18 protein-coding genes are annotated in these 19,010 nt (G+C 56.0%); 9 read left to right on the top strand and 9 right to left on the bottom strand.

All coding sequences use genetic code 11. The features are described 5' to 3' along the window. Positions 1-215: 215 nt before the first annotated feature. From ABQ298_09500 to purH, 5 genes are all read right to left on the bottom strand, one after another. The gene (locus tag ABQ298_09500; GenBank protein MEQ9824607.1) at positions 216-602 is read right to left on the bottom strand and encodes a type II toxin-antitoxin system VapC family toxin; all 387 of its coding nucleotides are present in this window, start codon (positions 600-602) and stop codon (positions 216-218) included. Next, positions 599-832: a CopG family transcriptional regulator gene (locus tag ABQ298_09495; GenBank protein MEQ9824606.1), complete on the bottom strand. Its 234-nt coding sequence runs from the start codon at positions 830-832 to the stop codon at positions 599-601. Before ABQ298_09495 ends, ABQ298_09500 begins: the two co-directional genes overlap by 4 nt. Positions 833-1,384: 552 nt before the next feature. Next, positions 1,385-1,777: a hypothetical protein gene (locus tag ABQ298_09490; GenBank protein MEQ9824605.1), complete on the bottom strand. Its 393-nt coding sequence runs from the start codon at positions 1,775-1,777 to the stop codon at positions 1,385-1,387. 9 nt (positions 1,778-1,786) lie between these two features. After that, a complete protein-coding gene (locus tag ABQ298_09485; GenBank protein MEQ9824604.1) occupies positions 1,787-2,167 on the bottom strand; it encodes a VOC family protein in 381 nt (126 codons plus the stop codon). A 106-nt stretch (positions 2,168-2,273) separates the two neighbouring features. Beyond that, on the bottom strand, positions 2,274-3,827 hold the full coding sequence (gene purH, locus ABQ298_09480; protein ID MEQ9824603.1) for a bifunctional phosphoribosylaminoimidazolecarboxamide formyltransferase/IMP cyclohydrolase: 1,554 nt from the start codon (positions 3,825-3,827) through the stop codon (positions 2,274-2,276). A 152-nt stretch (positions 3,828-3,979) separates the two neighbouring features. On the opposite strand from purH, the gene ABQ298_09475 reads away from it, so the two are divergent. Together ABQ298_09475 and ABQ298_09470 are read left to right on the top strand one after the other, a co-directional pair. Beyond that, a complete protein-coding gene (locus ABQ298_09475) occupies positions 3,980-4,480 on the top strand; it encodes a DUF3016 domain-containing protein (GenBank protein MEQ9824602.1) in 501 nt (166 codons plus the stop codon). 12 nt (positions 4,481-4,492) lie between these two features. Next, positions 4,493-4,732, top strand: a complete 240-nt coding sequence (locus ABQ298_09470) for an RES family NAD+ phosphorylase (protein MEQ9824601.1) — start codon at positions 4,493-4,495, stop codon at positions 4,730-4,732. 25 nt (positions 4,733-4,757) lie between these two features. Here ABQ298_09470 and ABQ298_09465 read toward each other — a convergent pair whose 3' ends face one another. From ABQ298_09465 to ABQ298_09450, 4 genes are all read right to left on the bottom strand, one after another. After that, positions 4,758-6,176: a Gfo/Idh/MocA family oxidoreductase gene (locus ABQ298_09465; GenBank protein MEQ9824600.1), complete on the bottom strand. Its 1,419-nt coding sequence runs from the start codon at positions 6,174-6,176 to the stop codon at positions 4,758-4,760. Positions 6,177-6,254: 78 nt separating this feature from the next. After that, on the bottom strand, positions 6,255-7,892 hold the full coding sequence (locus ABQ298_09460) for a GMC family oxidoreductase (protein ID MEQ9824599.1): 1,638 nt from the start codon (positions 7,890-7,892) through the stop codon (positions 6,255-6,257). Continuing rightward, positions 7,889-8,452 carry a gluconate 2-dehydrogenase subunit 3 family protein gene (locus ABQ298_09455; protein MEQ9824598.1) on the bottom strand — a complete coding sequence of 188 codons (564 nt, stop codon included), beginning with the start codon at positions 8,450-8,452 and terminating at the stop codon, positions 7,889-7,891. Before ABQ298_09455 ends, ABQ298_09460 begins: the two co-directional genes overlap by 4 nt. 103 nt (positions 8,453-8,555) lie before the next feature. Beyond that, complete coding sequence (locus tag ABQ298_09450; GenBank protein ID MEQ9824597.1) at positions 8,556-8,909, bottom strand: DMT family protein; 354 nt, start codon at positions 8,907-8,909, stop codon at positions 8,556-8,558. Positions 8,910-9,000: 91 nt separating this feature from the next. Between ABQ298_09450 and ABQ298_09445 the strand changes: the two genes are divergently transcribed. From ABQ298_09445 to lpdA, 7 genes are all read left to right on the top strand, one after another. Then, the gene (locus ABQ298_09445) at positions 9,001-9,417 is read left to right on the top strand and encodes an ApaG domain (protein ID MEQ9824596.1); all 417 of its coding nucleotides are present in this window, start codon (positions 9,001-9,003) and stop codon (positions 9,415-9,417) included. A 119-nt stretch (positions 9,418-9,536) separates the two neighbouring features. Continuing rightward, entirely contained in the window at positions 9,537-10,898 is a 1,362-nt protein-coding gene (locus ABQ298_09440) for an MBL fold metallo-hydrolase (GenBank protein MEQ9824595.1), read from the top strand. A gap of 308 nt (positions 10,899-11,206) precedes the next feature. Beyond that, complete coding sequence (gene rnr, locus ABQ298_09435) at positions 11,207-13,531, top strand: ribonuclease R (protein MEQ9824594.1); 2,325 nt, start codon at positions 11,207-11,209, stop codon at positions 13,529-13,531. An 81-nt stretch (positions 13,532-13,612) separates the two neighbouring features. Continuing rightward, on the top strand, positions 13,613-14,137 hold the full coding sequence (locus ABQ298_09430; protein ID MEQ9824593.1) for a DUF5069 domain-containing protein: 525 nt from the start codon (positions 13,613-13,615) through the stop codon (positions 14,135-14,137). A 489-nt stretch (positions 14,138-14,626) separates the two neighbouring features. Beyond that, the gene (locus ABQ298_09425; GenBank protein MEQ9824592.1) at positions 14,627-15,964 is read left to right on the top strand and encodes a replication-associated recombination protein A; all 1,338 of its coding nucleotides are present in this window, start codon (positions 14,627-14,629) and stop codon (positions 15,962-15,964) included. 227 nt (positions 15,965-16,191) lie between these two features. Further along, the gene (locus ABQ298_09420) at positions 16,192-17,010 is read left to right on the top strand and encodes a nucleoside monophosphate kinase (protein ID MEQ9824591.1); all 819 of its coding nucleotides are present in this window, start codon (positions 16,192-16,194) and stop codon (positions 17,008-17,010) included. A gap of 568 nt (positions 17,011-17,578) precedes the next feature. Continuing rightward, on the top strand, positions 17,579-18,979 hold the full coding sequence (gene lpdA, locus ABQ298_09415; GenBank protein MEQ9824590.1) for a dihydrolipoyl dehydrogenase: 1,401 nt from the start codon (positions 17,579-17,581) through the stop codon (positions 18,977-18,979). The last annotated feature ends 31 nt before the right edge of the window (positions 18,980-19,010 follow it).

Raw genomic sequence — 19,010 nt, 5'->3', positions numbered from 1 at the left:
GAATTCGGGAGAATTCGGAGCGTCGTTCCAGTTCGAGAATCCAAAATCCTGAATCATTTGCACTGACTGTTTTCATTTCTCTCATTCCCGTGCATTTGTTTGAGGGGTGGTTCAACGTGAGCGGAAGTATCCGGCCCGTGTTGTTTTTTGGCTTCGCGTTCGCGCAAAGGGTACTGGCGCATGAGTGCCAACAGTATCGTGCAACGTTTATTGCTCTACCTGCTTCCCGGCTTTGAATAAGGTGCCTCAACATCTTTTAACATCGGAAAGTGTTTCGTATTGAGGGTTTTTAATGGAATTCCGTGTTCCACTGCGGTCGCTGCAATTAGGCAATCTGCGAGTCCAGGACTATGAGATGGCTTGTATTGACGGCGAAAGAGTCCCGCACTTCTGCCGATCGATAAATCCGTATCCAAAACACTGATACCCGAGAGAAATACATCGAGCACATCTCTTTCGGCTCCATCCCGAACCCCTTGATATAACTCCGCCACGGTGATGGACGAAATCGCTATCTGATCAATTTGCGCCTCAACAAAATCTACCGCCTCAGGCACATCCCTGAGGTAGTCGATGACAATATCGGTATCGACTAACATCATTCGAATCGGTCGAATCCAGCACGAATCTCAGAAAGATCCAGATCGGTCCGATTTTTCCAAATTCCTTTGGCACGGCGGATCTTTGACAACTTATCTTCAGGTTTCTTCCGCGTTAGATACTCGTCAATCGCCTGACGAATCAATTCACTCTGGCGCCTGTTCGTGGATCTTGCGAGTTCGCAAATTCCACTGTGTTCTTCTTCAGTAAGATAAATTTGAGTCCTGATCATACATCGCAATGTATGTAGTAGTTCTTTTGGGTCAAGATTTTCCGAATAGAACGTCAAGGGGTGCAGCGAGCTGCGATGGCGAAGTAGAAAAAGGTGATGACGGATAGCAAATGATTTCCTCTAACCTTATCTGTGCTTTCTGTGCAATCTGTGGTTATTGAAGAAAGAATTTGAACCACTTCAGAGCGAAGCGGCATTCAAACCTTACTTGTTGGGTGCGAAGCAAATGACGCAGATTTCGTGCAGTGGAGCTGCAATGGCGAATTGGAAATGCCTGATGGCGAAGGATGCGCTGCGCGCAACAGGTTTTTGGGGATGTTTTTTGAAGCTGTTGCTGGGAAAGGCGGAACCGTTGAGGTATTCGAGTGTCCAGGGGTCGAAATTTATCCAAATTCCGCTACGGGGGATCAGATAATTTGGAGGAGGGGCATGGCGGGTTGGAACGGTGGCTCCCGGCGAGCGGGAGTCCTACGCAAGGTAGGGAAATCGCCATGAGAGAAGATCCGACGGAAACGGTGTTGGAGTGGGTGGTTTGGGGTTATGGAGGATAGGTTATGTTTTCTTGTCTGTGAGTGGCACCAGCCTGGGACCTTCTTCCGTATGAACGATGGTGTACTTTTTTCCTGCTTCTACGGTTACATCAAGCTCGAAAATTTCTCTTTTGGGATGCGAAGGCATTCCTCCTTTCTTTTCAATTTTGAGAGTATGATCTCCGCCTTCGATTCGAACATCGGGAGCAGACGAGGATAATCCCTTTGCAAGTTCCCTTGTAACGGCTTTCCCGTCGATTTCCAGAATTTCGTATGAGAATGCGTTATCTGGCGTTATCTCGGATGCATTGTCGGAGGTAAAAATCAGATCACTGATGGTAGCGTGGCTTGAGCCAAATGCATTGAGCGACCCTAGGAGTGAGCCGAGAACGACTGCGATGATTTTGGGGTGCATGATGTGGATTTAAATCAATGGGCTGGATCGCTTGCAAAGCTGAAAAGCCAATCCCCAGGGGTCTCTCATCATGACGAGAAAAGAGCCATCAGGAAGATGGGTTTCGCTGACCATCGAAGCCCCTGCGGCGGTGAGTCTGTCGGAGTCGGAAGCTGGGTTTTCACTGACAAATGCTAAATGTAAAATTAACGGATCCAGCGATTTGTAATCGGGAACCCGATCTGGAGGATTGCAGTAGATCTCGAGCACCGTTGCGTCAGAATCCGCGAGGAAGTGGGTTTGCGAAGGAAACGGAAGGTGGCGCACAACCTTCAAGCCAAATTGCTCACAGTACCAAGAGGCTACTGCCACTGGATCGGAAACATTGATCGCGAAGTGCTCAATTTTCATAACCTTGATTTCTGAGATGCGACGTGAGTGAACACAGGGACTCGCCGAGGCGAGTCCCTGCGGGTGAAAACGAAGGGGTCGGTTTCAGTGTGAAGAAAAAAATGGATCAGTGGCGGAAGTGGCGGGCACCTGTGAAGACCATGGCCATGCCGCGCTCGTCAGCGGCGGCGATCACTTCCTCATCGCGCACCGATCCACCGGTCTGGATGCAGGAAGTTGCTCCTGCTTCGGCAGCGGCGATCAGGCCATCAGCGAAAGGGATGAGGGCGTCGGAAGCCATGGTGCAGCCGTTCATGTCGAGACCCGCCTCACCCGCTTTCCAGACGGCAATTTTGGAGGAGTCAACGCGTGACATCTGGCCTGCACCGATGCCGATGGTGCGGTTGCCGTGGGTGTAGACGATGGCGTTGGACTTGACGTGTTTCACGACCTTCCAGCCGAACAGCATGGACTGCCACTCGGCATCGGTGGGCTGTCGCTTGGTGACGACCTGGAAGGATGTGGGATTGTCACGGTGGATGTCGGCATCCTGCACGAGGAATCCACCGAGCACGGAGCGAACGTCGAGCATGCTGTCGGCGTCGGGCAGCTGACGAGCCACGAGCAGGCGCAGGTTTTTCTTCTTTGCAAAGACCTCCAGTGCCTCGGGGCTGAACCCGGGGGCAATGATGATTTCGCAGAAGATTTGACGGATGCGCTCGGTCAGCTCGGCATCGACGGTGCGATTGGCGACGATGATGCCGCCAAAGGGTGCCTGGCGGTCGGTTTCGAAAGCAAGGTCCCATGCTGTGGCGAGATCGACAGCGGAGGCGACGCCACAGGGATTGGTGTGTTTGAGAATCGCGAGCGTCGGTTCCTGAAATTCGCCGATCAGGTGAGCGGCTGCGTTGACATCGAGGATGTTGCAGTAGCTGAGCTGTTTGCCCTGTAGCACCTCAAAGCGGTCGAGAAAATTGCCGTAGAGTGCGGCCTTCTGGTGTGGGTTTTCTCCGTAGCGCAGGATGGAAGCGCGCTCACTGCGCAGCTTCAACTGCTGTGGGTAACCTGCGATGTCGTCGAGCACGGGTTCATCGGCTTCGGTGGTTTGCGTCAGGTAGTCGGCGATGGCTCGGTCGTAGCTCGCGGTGCGATCAAAGACCTTGAGTGCCATCTGGCGACGGAAGCCCAGCAAGTCGCTGCCCTGCTGCAGCAGCTTGAGGTAGCGCTCGTAATCGGCGGGATCGGTCAAAACGGTCACATGCCTGTGGTTCTTGGCGGCACCTCGCAGCATGGACGGACCGCCGATGTCGATGTTTTCGATAGCGAGTTCGTCGGTGACGTCCGGGCGCGCCACTGTTTCTTCAAAAGGGTAGAGGTTGACCACGATGAGATCGATCATGCCCATGCCCTGTGCGGCAGCGGCTTCGCGGTGTTCGGCCTTGTCGCGGTCGCAGAGGATGCCACCGTGGATTTTGGGATGCAGCGTCTTGAGGCGCCCCTCCATCATTTCGGGAAAGCCGGTATAGGCGTCCACCTGGGTCACGGGAATGCCAGCAGCCTCGAGGGCACGGGCGGTTCCTCCGGTTGAAAGAATCTGGTAACCGTGGGATTCCACCAGGGATTTGGCAAAAGGTTCGATTCCGGTTTTGTCGCTGACGGAGATGATGGCAATCCTGTCCATGAAATGATGATTGTGTCGTGATCGGTTTGAGTGTTATCGTATCAGGTAGACATGCGGCACGGGTTCAAGACCAAATCGGTTGAATCCAAACGACGCAAACCACCATACCCTTGCGTAAACCGAAACTTGGAAAAAAGGAAGGATTTTGAATCATGAAACGAATCGTAATTGCATGGATTGCTGGTTGTTTGGCCGTCGCGTCTCTGCACGCGGCTGAACTTCGCATCGAATGGACCGATCCGGAAAAATTCCGTGACGCGGACTACTACTACAATGGTGGAGCACGCAGTAAGGAGATCGTGCTGAACAACTTGGAAAAGTATTTCGTCCGCTTGGCCGAGCGCCATCTCACCGAAGGCACCGTGCTGGAAATGACGGTGACTGAGCTGGATCTGGCAGGTGATTTTGAGCCATGGCGCAGCCCCGACTTCAACGATGTGCGCATCGTAAAGGAGATCTATCCGGCACTGATCGAGTTTGATTTTCGCTGGATTGCGGAGGATGGAACGGTGCTGGCCGAAGGCAGTGAGCGCCTGCGGGACACCCTGGTACCGCGCAGCATCGCAGCGTCCTACATCGGTCGCACCGAGAATTATCCCTATGTGAAGGCCATGATCCGGGACTGGATGCGAAAGCTGGGCAAGGACAAATGACCTGAGCATGGGGTGGAGTGGCTCGATCCGGCGTGCCTGGAGTCGGATTGGCTCGGACCCATGCTGCACCCGGAAACCCAGCGAATCGGGGATGCCTGGTTGAAATCGGGTCGCAGCCTGGTGCTCGCGGTGCCGAGTGCATTGATTCCGGAAGAGCCGATTTTTCTGCTCAACCCGCGTCACCCTGAATTTGACCGCCTGCCGATCAGTCCGGTTGAATCCTTTGCGCTGGATCCACGGCTGCTGCATTGAGGCGATTGAGAATGATCATTCGAAGTCACGAAACGTTCCAGCCCTCGCGAACGGGTTCCCGGATCAGGTCGGCCGCATGGGGGAGTCCGCGCACACTCATGCTGGCGGGGTCCCAGTGAATGGGTTCTCCTTCGAGCCGAAGGGAGAGCACGCCGAGCAGCACGATCTCAGTGAGACGTGCGGAGTATTCAAAGTTGGCACTGCTCTGGGTACCGGACTGAATGGCGTCGATCCAGTCGCGAAAGTGGCCATCGGAACGAGGAAGGGTGCGTGGTACTGCATCGGCCTCCTCCTTGAGTTCTCGCGGAAAAACCCGGGGGGCAGTGCCTGCGCCGTCGGTCTGGATCAGCCCTTTGGAGCCGACAAAGAGTTCGCCGCGTGCCCCGAGTTTGAAGACCTCTGGCACCCACTCGTGGTGAGCCGGACGCAGTCCGCCGGAATACCAGTGCAGCTTGAGCGCCTGCTGTTTGCCATCTGCGGCGAAGTCGAAACTCCCGATTTCCGAATAGGGAGTGATGCCTGCCTGCCATTGCCCGATGGGGAATCCACCGGGGTGAATGCAAACCCGTGAAGGATGGTGCAGGTTGAACGCCCAAACTGCGGCGTCCATGTCGTGGCAGCCGAAGTCGCCAAGAGCTCCGGTTCCAAAGGGCCAGAAATCCCGCCACTTGACCGGACTGTAGGCGTGACTGTAGGGAATCGGGTTGCGTGGCCCCAACCAAAGATCCCAGTTGAACCCTTCGGGAACGGGATCGGTGGGAGGAGTGGCATGGGCCAAGCCTTGGTTCCAGCGCGTCGCGTGCGCCCAGGAGTGGGCCTCCTGCACCTCGCCGATGACGCCGGATTGCAGCAATTCGACGGTGCGACGAATGCCGGAGCGACTGTGGCCGCGGTTGCCCATCTGGGTGGCAAGTCCGGATTCCCGGGCGATGCGGGCGATTTCCCGCGCTTCCCAGATGTTGTGGGTCAGCGGTTTCTCACAGTAGACATGTTTTCCCGCCTTGAGCGCGGTTGCGGAGACATAAAAATGAGTGTGGTCGGGAGTGGAGCAAACAATGGCATCGAGCGCGACCTCCTGCTCGAGCATGTCCTCAAAGTGATCGTAGACGCGAACACGATAATGGGGTGTGGTTTGCTGATAGTGAGCTTCGATCAGTTGCCTCACAGGCCCCGACCCTGCCTCTGCCTGATAGTAGAACTCATGCAAATCCCAATAGGGGGCGGGGTCGGCAATGGCGACGATTTGCACATCGTCGAGCTTCATCAGCTGAAGGGCATTGTCCCGGCCCTGTCCGCCGACGCCGACCAGACCGATGTTTACCTTGCGGCTGGGGGAAGGGGTGGTGCTGCCAGCAATGACATGACGCGGAAGCAGGGTGGGTATGGCCAGCAGAGCGGCCGTACTCATGGATTGCTTGATGAAGGAACGACGGGGCATGTTCATGGTGAGACGATGGGAAAAGAAGTAATTCGGTGTGGGTGAGCAGAATGATGCAGTTGTTCGGCTTGCCGTATACTCCACTCAAACCATCTGCTGCTTCAGGTGTTCGGCGACGCGATATCCCAAGGCCATGATGGTCAGGGCTGGATTGAATCCCCCATTGGTCACATGCAGACTGCCGTCGGCGATGTGCAGGTTTTCGATATCGTGCAGCTGACCATAGGAGTTGGTGACGGAAGTCTTGGGATCGTTACCCATGCGGCAGGTGCCTGCCTGATGCTGGCCGCCGCTGACCCAGGGACCGGTTGGTTCGAGCCAGACCTTGCGTGCGCCACAGGCCTTGAGGATTTCGGCCGCTTTTTCGGCGATGAACTGACCGGTCTTCAGATCCTCGGGGTGCTTCTGCCCTGAAATGCGCAACACGGGAATGCCCCAGTGGTCCTTGGCCCGTGGGTCGATGCGCACGCGTGCGTGGAAGTTTGGCATCTCCTGCACGGGACCCTTGATGCTGATGTGGCGTTTGAAGTGCTGCCGCTGGAAGTCCTTGTGTGCCTTACCCCAGCGCTTGGCACCGTTGGGGCGCACCTTGGTGAAGAGGTAGGGCATGCGGATGAACTCGTTGGCGAGCATGGCTCCGCCGATGATGCCGGGATTGCCGTGATTGTAATCGCAGAGCGCGATGGTGGCGCCGGGTCCCATGTCATCATAGACCACCTCGTCAAATAAACCCGTGGCTCCCGAATAGGCGTGACCCTGCAGGTTGCGGCCCACCCAGTCGTGGTTGTTGCCCAGACCCTTGGGAAAGAGGGGGTGGGTGCTGTTGAGCAGTAGGCGAGCAGTCTCCGTTGCGGAGGCCGCGAGCACGACCCGCTTCGCCTCGACCCGAACGGGCTGATCCTCAGCGTCAAAATACTCGACCCCGGTTGCGAGACCCTGTGCATTGAGCAGCACTTTGCTAACCTTGCATGCGGTGCGAAGATCACAGTTGCCCGAAGCGATTGCACGCGGGATGACGGTATTTTGCGTGCCGCCCTTGGCACCCGTCGGGCAGGCAAAGCCCACGCAAGTGCGCATGTGGATGCAGGCGGGTCTGCCACCGTATGCGATGGAATTGCGCAGCATCGGAATGGGGAAGGGATGCAGCCCCATGGCCTGCGTGGTTTGCTCGATCAGACGACCCTCCTGATTGTAGGGGAAGGCGGGCATGGGGTAGGGCTTGGAGCGGGACGGTGCAAATGGATTGTGCTCATCGTCCCCAGCCACACCGATTTCCCACTCGGCGCGCGTGTAATACGGCTCGATGTCTTCGTAGGAAATGGGCCAGTCCTCAAGCGTGGACCCCTCCAGTTCCCCGTAGGTGGATTTCATGCGAAAATCCTCGGGCATGAAACGCCAGGCCATTGCGCCGTAGCTCAGGGTGCCGCCACCGACGCAGGCGGCCACATTGTGGTAACTCCCGTCATTGGGCAGCACGGTGCGCGTGCTGCCGTCCGCGTGTTCGACGATGCGGCGGTAGCGCTGGTTGTCCGGGCCGTAGGCATTGCCGAGCACGGTGGTGCGCTGGGAGTAGAGTTCGTCGTTGTCGTGATCGTGAAAGTTTTGGTGTTTTCCGCGCTCCAGCAGCAACACCTGCACTCCGGCTTCCGCCAGCTCGCACGCGACAACGCCCCCGCCAGCTCCGGCACCCACAATCACGACTTCTGTTTTCAGGGTTTTCATGATGATTGCGGAACGACGGATTGCGGATCAATGACGCGCAGCTCGAGCATGTCGTAGCTGACCCAGTTCAAGTTTCCCCCATGGCGCGGGTCACCGTAAAACCCCTGCATGCAGTGGTCCACAAAGAGCTGAAAGAAACGGTTGAGGATGCGACCTGGGTTGAGATCATCGGGAACCGATCCGCTTTCCATCTGTTCGAGCAGGGCATCCATCTGGTCGGGGTTGAGATCTTGGAACACTTGACGGTGTTGTGCCTCGCTGAGCGTCTGCACAGCCTTGAGTGCATCGCGGTACACGAGACTCCAGCGTCGGTAGTGCGTGGAGAGTTGTTGGTCGATGAAATGCACCACGCCCGCTTCCAGGGCGCCGGGAGTGTCATCGGTCGGAATGATGCGCGAACTCATCACCTCGATGAGTTCCGCCTCCTCCGGAGTGAAAAAGGACCAGGTGGTGTTGGCGGTTCGCTTGCAGCCGGACAGCAGCAGGGCAGAGCCTCCAACGATCAGACCCGATTGCGCGACAAAGGTGCGCCGGGTCATGTGGGCAGCATCGGAATTCATGGGGCAGGGGTATGGTGGTAATGGGGTCGTTCCCTGCCCAAAGAATAGGGAGTAGCCGTGCCCACCGTCAATCGAACACTTGCCGCTCGTCGCAACTCATCCCTCAGCCAGACAGCTTGTCGCGAAAAATAAAGAACACGGCACCCATGATGCAGAGGGAGGCCCAGAGGTAATTCCAGGTGAGAGGGGTCTTCATGTAGAGCACGGCGAAGGGAACAAACACGCTCAGGGTGATGACCTCCTGGAGAATTTTGAGCTGCGGCAGCGTCATGACGTCGTGCCCGATGCGGTTGGCAGGCACCTGGAGCAGATATTCAAAAAAGGCGATGCCCCAGCTGACCAGAATGGCAAGGAGGAGGGGTCGGCTCCGCAGGTCCTTCAGGTGGGCATACCACGCAAAGGTCATGAAGATGTTGGAACAGGTGAGCAGCAGCAGGGTTTTCCAAACGGGCGGCATACAAGTGTGAAGTTGAAGTGCAGCTATCGAAAACGTGTGAACCTGTCGAGCGCGAAGCGAGAGCAGTCGCAGGATTTGATTTTTTGGCAGGATGCGATTAGCTGCGGACAACGTGCACCTTGCACCCACCATGGAAATCCAATCGGTCCGAGTCGAAATCGTCAGTTTGATCCATTCGATGGATGCGGCTCATTTTCCGGAGCCTCGTCCGCATGCATTTGCGTATCACATTCGCATCCGTAACGACGGTGAAGAACGGGTAGTGCTGAATGCACGCAAGTGGGTGCTGCGCTTTGCTGACGGGCGGCATGAGGTGTATGAAGGCGACCGCATTGTCGGGCGCATCGTGGATCTCGATCCCGGTGATACCTTTGAATACAGCAGCTACCATGTGGTGGATGCGGACTGTGAAGTGACAGGGGCCTACCATGGCTATTCCGACAGCCAGGAGTCGATCTGGGTGCGAATTCCCAAGTTTCAACTCTACATTCCCGAAAATTTACCCTAACTTCGTCCCGGGGCGCCGGAATGCACGGCATGGATGTTGCACCCTGCAGGTGATGCGGGCACCCGAATCGAGTGGGCGGGATCAAACCCTCTCCCTCGTCCGCAACCGAACAACTTCTAATGAACTACACAGATCTTAACCGTGCCGGAGGCATTGGATCCAACTGCAGCCTGATTGAACTGGGCGGCTTCAAGTTTCTCATCGACACGGGCCTGCACCCCAAAGAAATCGGCAACGCGGCGATGCCCGACTATGAACTCCTGCGAGATGTTGATCTGGACTTCATCATTCTGACGCACTGTCACCTGGATCACCTGGGCTCGCTCCCGGTCGCGGTGCGCGCGTTTCCCGGCATTCCGGTCTTCACCAGCCTGCCCAGCGAAGTGCTCGCGCCACGCATGTTGCGCAATTCTGTGAACGTGATGAAGCGACAGCGCCAGGAAAAGGGCATCGTGGAATATCCGCTCTACACCTTCGCCGAGGTGGAACGCCTGCGTCAGTGCCTGCGACCCCTGCGCTTTGAGCAGCCGGAAGTGATCTCGAAAAAAGGCGATTCGCTCACCCTGACGCTTTATCCCTCGGGGCATGTGGCAGGGGCCGCATCGATTTTGATCGAGCACGAGGAACGCGTGATCTTTCACACGGGAGACATTTTGTTTGACGACCTGCACACCCTGCCGGGAGCGCGCATCCCGGACATGAAGGTGGATGTGCTGATCACGGAAACCACGCGCGGACTGACGGATCGTGTGTCGGGGCGCAGTCGGGAGGTGGAGTGGAACCGGCTGTTTGAAGGCATCGAGCGCACCCTGAAACGCGGCGGCACTTGCCTGCTGCCCGTGTTTGCGCTGGGGCGTCTGCAGGAAGTCCTCGCCGTGCTGCACGATGCGCGCAAGCGCGGACAGATTCCGCAATCGCCTATTTTTGCGGCGGGTTTGGGAATGGACATCGTGGATTATTTCGACCAAATCTCGCGGCAGACCGGATTGATTCGCTTTCGCAAGCGCATCATCAAGGAGATGCGGGTGACCCAGGCGCGCTACCCCGAACAGCCGGGTTATGAGAAAATGCCCAAAGGCATTTATGTGCTCAGCAGTGGCATGATGGTGGAGCAGACACCCTCCTATGCGGTGGCGTCCTGTCTACTGCACGACAAGAACAACAGCATCTATTTTGTAGGCTACTGCGATCCGGATACGCCGGGCGGGTTGCTGAAGACCTGCAAACCCGGGGACACCTTCCCGTTTGAGGTGTATGACCTGCAGGTGCCGGTACGTGCGGAGGTGGATTCCTTTGACCTCAGTGGACATGCTGATCGGGAGGAGTTGCTCGACCTCATTGCGGAATTTGAGCCGTCGCATGTGGTGCTCACACATGGGGATCCCGAGGCTCGACAGTGGTTTGAGCAGCAGATTCGGCAGGAGCAGTTGGCGCCGAAGGTGACCGATCCCCAGCCCTGTGTGCGCTATACGATCAATTGAGGCGTTGTTCGGATCGAGTTCCGGTGAGGTTTGTGGAAATAGGAAAGTTCCCACTGGAAGTGACCGTTCGATTCCACAAGGGTAGGGCTTGTGCTCGCCGCAAGCCGAATCCGTTGTTCCAACAGAGGGACCTTCGTCTGAACGTGGCGTCCAAATGGAATCTCCTCGAATCTGCTGCCATCTGATCTGCAGCGTTGAAATGCGTTAATGGTGGCACTATGGTTATGCCTTTCTCCATCATCCCTATCATTGACCCGACTACTCAAACGCCCGGATATTCGGGCTAAACGAACACTTTCTTTATCATTATGGAATTACGACTCATGGAGCTCATGCAGCGGGACGACTATGTGCCGCTTCAAATCCAGGAATTGGCGGAACAGCTGAATCTGGGAAAAGGGCAGGTCGAAGAACTTCAATCGCTTGTGGATGCCTGCCTGGCAGACGGGACCATCGTCAAACTCAAGAAAAACCGCTATTGCCTGCCCAAGGACGCGGACTTGATCACGGGCATCATCCGCTTTCGGCAAAACGGTTCGGCGCTCATCATCCCGACCCCGTGTCCGGGTCAGCCCACCTGTGATCCGGTGTGGGTCAGCTCGGAAGATACGGGCGTTTCCCTGCACGAGGACCATGTGGTGGCCCGCCTGATTCGTGAGCGCAAGGGCTACCATCGCAAGCAGAAGCAGCGCAGCTCGACTCCGGATGCACCTTCGGCGCGCGTGATTCGCATCCTGCGCCGTGGGCGGGATACTGTGACGGGCACACTCGCGAGCACAAAATTCTTTTATTACGTGATTCCGGATGATCCGCGCATCGTGAATGACATTCTTGTCGCGGATCCGCGCACACAGGAGTGGAAGACGGTTCCCGAAATTGATGACAAAGTCGTGGTCAAGCTGCACGAATGGACGCAGCGGCACGTGAATCCCGAAGGGGAGATCATCAAGGTGCTCGGAAAAACCTTCACTCCCGATGCGGAGTTCAAATCGATCCTGCACAAATATGACCTGGAAACCACCTTTCCCGAGTGTGTGGAGTTTCAGCTCAGGAACATTCCAGATGTGGTCAACGGCAATGATTTTCCGGAACGAAAGGACTTCCGCAAGGTATTCACACTGACCATCGATCCTGATGATGCGAAGGACTTTGACGACGCCATCAGCCTGCATCGCCTACCCAATGGCGACCTGCGCGTGGGTGTGCACATTGCAGATGTTTCGCACTACGTGAAGCCGAACTCCCCGCTTGATGTTGAGGCGAAAAAGCGCGGAAATTCCACCTACCTGGTCGGGGTTGTCATCCCGATGCTGCCGGAAAAACTGTCGAACGGACTCTGCTCACTGGTCGAAGATGAAGACCGACTGGTGAAGTCCGTGGAGTTTGTTCTGGGCAAGAGCGGCAAGGTCAAGAGCTTCAAGTTCTACAACGGCATCATTCGAAGCAACAAACGCCTGACCTACGGGCAGGCAATAGATTTTCTTTCGGGCAAGTCCAATGATGCAGTGCGTGCGGCACCGATGCCACCCGCACACCAGACTGGCAACACGGGCAAGCCGATGAAGGATCTCGACGATGCGATGCTCGACCAGTTGCGCGATACCGTGAGGCAGCTCTGGGCGGTTTCCAGCAAGTTGCGGGAGAACCGGCTCAAGCGGGGCAGCCTTGAGTTGGAAATGCCGGAGGTGAAGATCTATGTTGATGAACTTGGATACGCCGACCGCATCGTGAAATCCGAAAGCGACGAGAGTCACCAGCTGATCGAGGAATTGATGCTGCTGGCCAACCAGACTGTGGCGAAAACCCTGCGGGATGCGGGGCATGCCATGATCTATCGCGTGCACGACAAGCCGGATGACGAGAAACTGTTTGAGCTGCGTGAGTATTTGCAGACCGTGGGAGTGGATTGCGGTGACTTGACCCATCGCCGCGAGGTCAATCGCATGTTGGCCCGCATTCGCAAGCACCCACAGGCCCATTCGCTCAAGGTGCAGTTCCTGCGTAGCCTGAAACAGGCGGAGTACCGGGCATCGTCCGATGGGCACTACGGCCTGTTCATGGATAATTATACCCATTTCACGTCACCGATCCGGCGATATGCGGACCTGATCGTGCATCGCGTGTTTGAAACATTCATGCTCAAGCGGGGCTTCTTCAAGACCGATGAGGATGACTCGGTGCAGTACACCTCGAAGCAGATGCATGCGCTGGCGCACCATCTGAGCATCACGGAGAACCGCAGTGTCGAGGCGGAGCGCGAGACTGTAAAGACCAAGCTGCTTGAGTATTTCGAACGGGAGCTGACGGTAGAACCGCGCCGCACATTTGACGCCTTTGTTTCAGATGTGAAGAATCATGGACTATTTGTGGAACTGGAGGAATCCATGGCCTTTGGGCTGGTGCACGTGTCCACAATGGGGGATGACCTCTACGCGCTGAGCAATGACGGAACCCGTCTGGTGGGTCGTCGCAGCGGCAAGGCGTTTGGCATCGGTCAGAAAATCAAGGTGTCCGTTGAGCGTGTGGATCGCTTCAAGCGGCAGATTGACTTTCGCCTGGTGGAACGATCTGGCGTCGGCACGCGTCGGGGCGTGAAGAAGGGGCGACCGCGTTCGCGCAAGGAGCGGAAATAAGCCGATGATGGTGACACCTGTTCAGGCTCCAATCAAATGGGGTCCTGATTCGTTGGGCACCTTGAAACCTTTATGCTTACCATGAACCATTACGACTATAGCAAAACCCTGCGGAACCTGTGGCAGCTTGCTGTTTCCACCTATGAAAAAGGCAACCGCGATGCGAAGACCTATTTTGATGATGCATCCTTGGCCTGGATGACCTCCAACGGACTCACGGTCATGGATTTTTATGACTTTGCGGAAGACTTCGTTTCGGGAGGAGAACCGGACTACGACACCTTTCTGTTGATTCACGACGTGCGTCGCAATTACCTGCTGCACGTGCAAGGTGGAGTCAGCAGCCCGAAGCGACTGGATGTGGACAGCCTGCCTGCAAAGACGGATGCGGTGGATGGCATCGAGTGGTTGCCGCGCATTCTACCTAAGGCCAAGGCCAAACTCCGTGGTGAATTGCCACCGGAAATCATGTTCTGCTGCGGTGGGGATCGCAAATTCTTCAAGACGCACGACATCCACCCAGCGGAATTTCTGCGCGTGGTTTGGTCGAACATCGACGACGATGCTGCAACAGTGCGCTGGGTGAAAGCGCGCAGTGTGCGCTGAGTTGTGTGTCGGATGGAGGGCAGATTCTACGAGAACGGGGTTGGGTTGCTGGGCAATGGGTCTCGACTCAATGGAATCTGTGCCCATCTGTTATACCCTTTATGGTTTAAACAACTGAGTTTTGAAACATCGGCTGGCGAATGCCAGCCGATAAGGCCTATGGGCCACATAACGCTGTTACACAGCGACAAAAGGGCTTTGTGTCCCCGACTCGTTGGGTGCGAATCAAATTTCACCGATTTCTCAGATGATGAGAGGTGCAGCGGAGCTGCAATGGCGAATGAGAAATGCCTGATGGAGAAGGCTGACGCACTGCTGAGGCTGGAACATCGTTTCGCTGCGCTTCACTGGATGGACTGGCGGGGCCAGCCCAACAGGATGCGCTGCGCGCAGCAGGTTTTGGGGGATGTTTTTTGAAGCTGTTGCTGGGATCTGAACCCGCTTCGACTCCATTGACAGCTTGGCTCGGCTGCGTTTGCATGGGGTTGCATGAGCGCCGAGCAGCAGAGCATGTTTGATGCACCCCCACCCGAGTCGGACCCACAGCGTCCGCTTGCGGCGCGCATGCGCCCGTCGACCTTGGAGGAGATTGTGGGTCAGCCGCATCTCGTCGCGCCAGACTCGATGCTGCGCAAGATGCTGGCGAAGGGACGCTCTCCGAATCTCATCATTTATGGTCCACCCGGAACTGGCAAAACCACGCTCGCGACCGTGATTTCCAACGTCACGGGTAGTAAGTGCTTCCGGCTCAATGCGGTGGCATCCAATGTGGCTGAGCTGCGTGAAGTGCTGCAGCGCTGCCGTGTGCGCAAGCAGAATGGTCAATCATCGCTGCTGTTCATCGACGAAATCCATCGCTTCAACAAGAGCCAGCAGGACCTGCTGCTGCCTGACGTCGAGGAGGGCAATGTGACGCTCATTGGGGCGACAACGCACAATCCCGGGTTTTACGTCAATCCGCCACTGCTCAGCCGCTGTCACCTGATTCGGCTCGAACCGCTCGACGTGGCCGCCATTGTGCAAGTGTTGCAACGAGCGTTAGCCGACGACAAACTCGGCCTGGGAGGGCGAAAATTGCAGGCTGGCCCGGCAGTCTTGCGCGACCTTGCGCAACTGGTGGGCGGGGATTTGCGTCAGGCCCTGAATACGCTTGAGTTGATTGCGGACTTCATGGAGGACGGAGCTGAACTCACCGAGGCGGTGCTCAGGCAATACGCCAGTGAGCGCAAGATCCGTTACGATGCGAATGAGGACGAGCACTACGATACGGCGTCGGCCTTCATCAAGAGCATTCGCGGCGGGGATCCTGATGCCGCGCTCTATTGGATGTGCAAGATGTTGCTCGGTGGAGAAGACCCGCGCTTCATTGCGCGTCGCCTGGTCATTCTGGCCTCCGAAGATGTGGGAATGGCGGATTCGCGCGCCCTGCCAGTCGCTATGGCGTGCTTTCAGGCCTGTGAGGTCATTGGGCAACCGGAGTGCGAGATAAACCTGGCCCATGCGACGGTGTTCCTGGCGACCAGTCCCAAGAGCAATCGCGCGTATGAAGCCCTGCATCGCGCGAAGGCGGAAATCCAGGCTCATGGCGTGCAGGCTGTGCCGCTTTGGCTGCGGGATAAGGGGGGCATGGCAAACAAGGCAGCGGGACATTCGAAGGACTACCGTTACAGCCATGAGTTTCCCGAAGCGATTTCGGGGCAGGACTATATGCTTGAGCCGAAGCAGTTCTACTTTCCCAAATCTGCCGGTTCGGAGGCGGGCGTGATCGAACGCCTTGAGCGCTGGCGCAGCCTGAAAGCAAAGCTTCGTCAATCTTCGAAGGACTGATTCTGCTGGATGGTGCTGAGAGTTTCGCATGCAGGCCTTTCCGCTGTGATCGCCGGGGAGTGCTCCTGTAATCAGATCTGTGAATGAACCGGATGGCAGCTCTTCAGGTGTCTGAGCATTAACGGTATCTTGTCATAATAACTTGCATTAAATTAGTTAATATTATACAAATTTGTTTTGTTATTAATTGAGCTAATTTGAAGATGCTCTAAACAGAGAAACCCGGTATGTGGAGTGCAGAGACAAGCTTTTCGAACCTGCTGGTCATGGGAAAGAGCGGTGCTGGCAAACAGCCCCGCATTGATGTATTGACCCGGGAGTTCAATCTGACACAGCTGAGTACGGGGGATCTCTTTCGCAGCTACCTCAAGAAGTTCGATGCCATTGACTACGAGGGTGACATCCATGAATTTTATGATGCAACCCATGACACCTTTTGGTCGGATGAGCAGATTCTGCATGAACTGGGTCCGGTTGCGGAGTGGGAAGATCCCGCCGGGGTGCTGCTGGGTCTGAAAGCGAAGTACTTTGTGGAGTCTGGGAAGTTTGCACCTGACAGCATCACCAACGCAATGTTTGAGGCAGAATTTGTGCGTCGGGGATGCCAGGGCATGGTGCTGGATGGGTTTCCACGTACGATGGCACAGGCAGAGTTATTACTGGATCTGGTCATTCACTATGGAACCAACATCGACGCAATCGTGCTGGTGGACAATGAGGATGAACTCATCGTGAAGCGCACCGTAGGACGACGCATCTGCCCGGATTGCGGGCAGGTCTTCCATCTGGAATTCAAACCGCCACAGCATGGAAAATACTGCACCCGTTGTGGGGCGGAGGTCATACAGCGCGTGGACGATCATGAAGACAAAATCCGCAAGCGATTGATGGAATTTCACACCAAAGCGGAACCTGCGCTGCGCTACCTGAAATCCAAAGGCATCCCAGTTGCGATTGTTCCAGGCAATTTGCCCGAATTCACGGATGAAGCAGTGCGGCAATCTGTATTGTCGGCACTGCAGGAGACGTTGCGCCAGGCCAGTTGAGGGCGGGCTTCGTTGAGGATTTTGCAGCGCATCCGGGTTCGCTGCGAACGTGTGGATCTTCTGCTTACCGGATGATGAATCGGTGAAATCCAGTGCTCCGCACACTCGACCTTTCTTGCAGCGCAGCGTGGTAAACGCACTGAATTCTCCCGAATTCAGCCACTTCTTCCTTTCGGCATGTCCTGCTCCGCCTGGACGAATCTCGCACCACCTAGCCAAATACCCAATCAACGTAATCGATTCCCACCAATGTAGCCGAAAATTCTCCCTGCAGCCGAATTGCCTTTTCCCCTATAACCGAATTGCCCTTTTTCCTGTAGCCGAATTGCCCCTTTTCCTGTAGCCGAATTCGGAAGAATTCGGACCCTCCTTGCGTGTTCACAGACCCCACTCAGGCAGTTCACGGGTTTCCCGTATGCCACAGCGATGGGAGTGAAAGATTGAACTTTGCACAAAGCTTGTCATCGTTGGGGCGAGTCTGCTTGACTCTGGAACTCGGTTGATGAGCGCAAGTCCCTGAGGAAACGCTTGATCAAACCACCATCAAACCCATTTCAACACAATCACCATGGCGACAAACAATCGATACGATCTTGCAGTAGTCGGCGGCGGTCCGGCTGGATACCCTGCGGCAATTCGCGCAGCGCAGCTTGGAAAAAAAGTCATCTGCATCGAAAAGGAACGCGCGGGAGGAACGTGCCTGAACTGGGGCTGTATTCCCTCGAAGGCACTGCTCAAGAGCGCCGAAACCTATGCAACGCTGAAGCACGCCGATGTGTTTGGCATCAGTGCCAAGGAAGTCAGTTTTGACTTTGAAAAAGTAGTGGAGCGCTCCCGTGGGGTAGCGGACCGCATGGCCAAAGGAATTGAGTTCCTGTTCAAAAAGAACAAGATCGACTACAAGGTCGGCAGTGGCAAAGTCCTCGCACCGGGAATGGTCGAGTGCACGGACGCAGATGGAAACACAGATTTGATCGAAGCGGACAAGATTATGATCGCGACAGGCTGCACTCCGCGCCTGATTCCGGGAGTGGAAGTGGATGGCGAGCGCATCATGACCTCGCGTGAAATTCTTGCAAACAAGACGTTTCCCAAGTCCATGATTGTGGTGGGAGCGGGAGCCATTGGCGTGGAGTTTGCCTATTTTTTCAACACCTTGGGCTGTGAAGTGACGCTCGTTGAAATGCTGCCCCAGATTCTTCCCGTAGAGGATGCAGAAGTTGCCCAGGCGGTGACGCGCTCGTTTAAGAAACAAGGCATGACCGTGCACGTGAACACGAAGGTTGAGAACATCAAGACATTGAAAACAGGCGTGAACGTGGAATTGGTGTTTGAAGGTGGAAAGCGCGAGAAAGTGAAAGCGGACGTGCTGCTGCAGGCCATTGGCGTGGTTCCGAATCTGGAAAAAGCGCTCTCACCCCGGGTCAAGCCTGAGTTGGAACGTGGCTATCTGAAGGTTGATGAGCGTTACGAAACTTCGATCAAGGGCGTTTTTGCTGCGGGGGACATCATCGGACCACCCTGGCTCGCGCACGTGGCGACTTTTGAGGCGGTGCAGGCGGTGAATGGCATGTTCAGTGATGCTACCCCGAAGAAGGTAGGGGTTTTCCCAGGCTGCACCTACTGCAATCCGCAGGTGGCCAGTGTGGGTCTGACCGAAGCGAAGGTGAAGGAAAAAGGCATCGACTACAAGGTGGGCAAGTTTCCCTATACTGCGTCGGGCAAGGCGGTGGCAACCGACCACACCGAAGGATTTGTCAAACTGATCACAGATGCAAAGTATGGGGAGATTCTCGGTGCGCACATTGTGGGGTATGATGCAACCGAGATGATTGCGGAGTATGGATTGGCAATGAACTCGGAATTGACCGTGGATGACATCCACAATACGATCCACGCACACCCGACGCTCGCCGAGATGATGATGGAAGCGGCTTCGGACGTGCACAAGGAAGCGATCCACATCTGATCGGAAAAGATTCCTGGAGTTGCTCCCGGTT

It is taken from the genome of Puniceicoccaceae bacterium, assembly GCA_040224245.1.
GTDB lineage: Bacteria > Verrucomicrobiota > Verrucomicrobiia > Opitutales > JAFGAQ01 > JAKSBQ01.
Note: the sequence above shows the minus strand (reverse complement) of the source record. Positions and strands in the feature narration are given on the sequence as shown.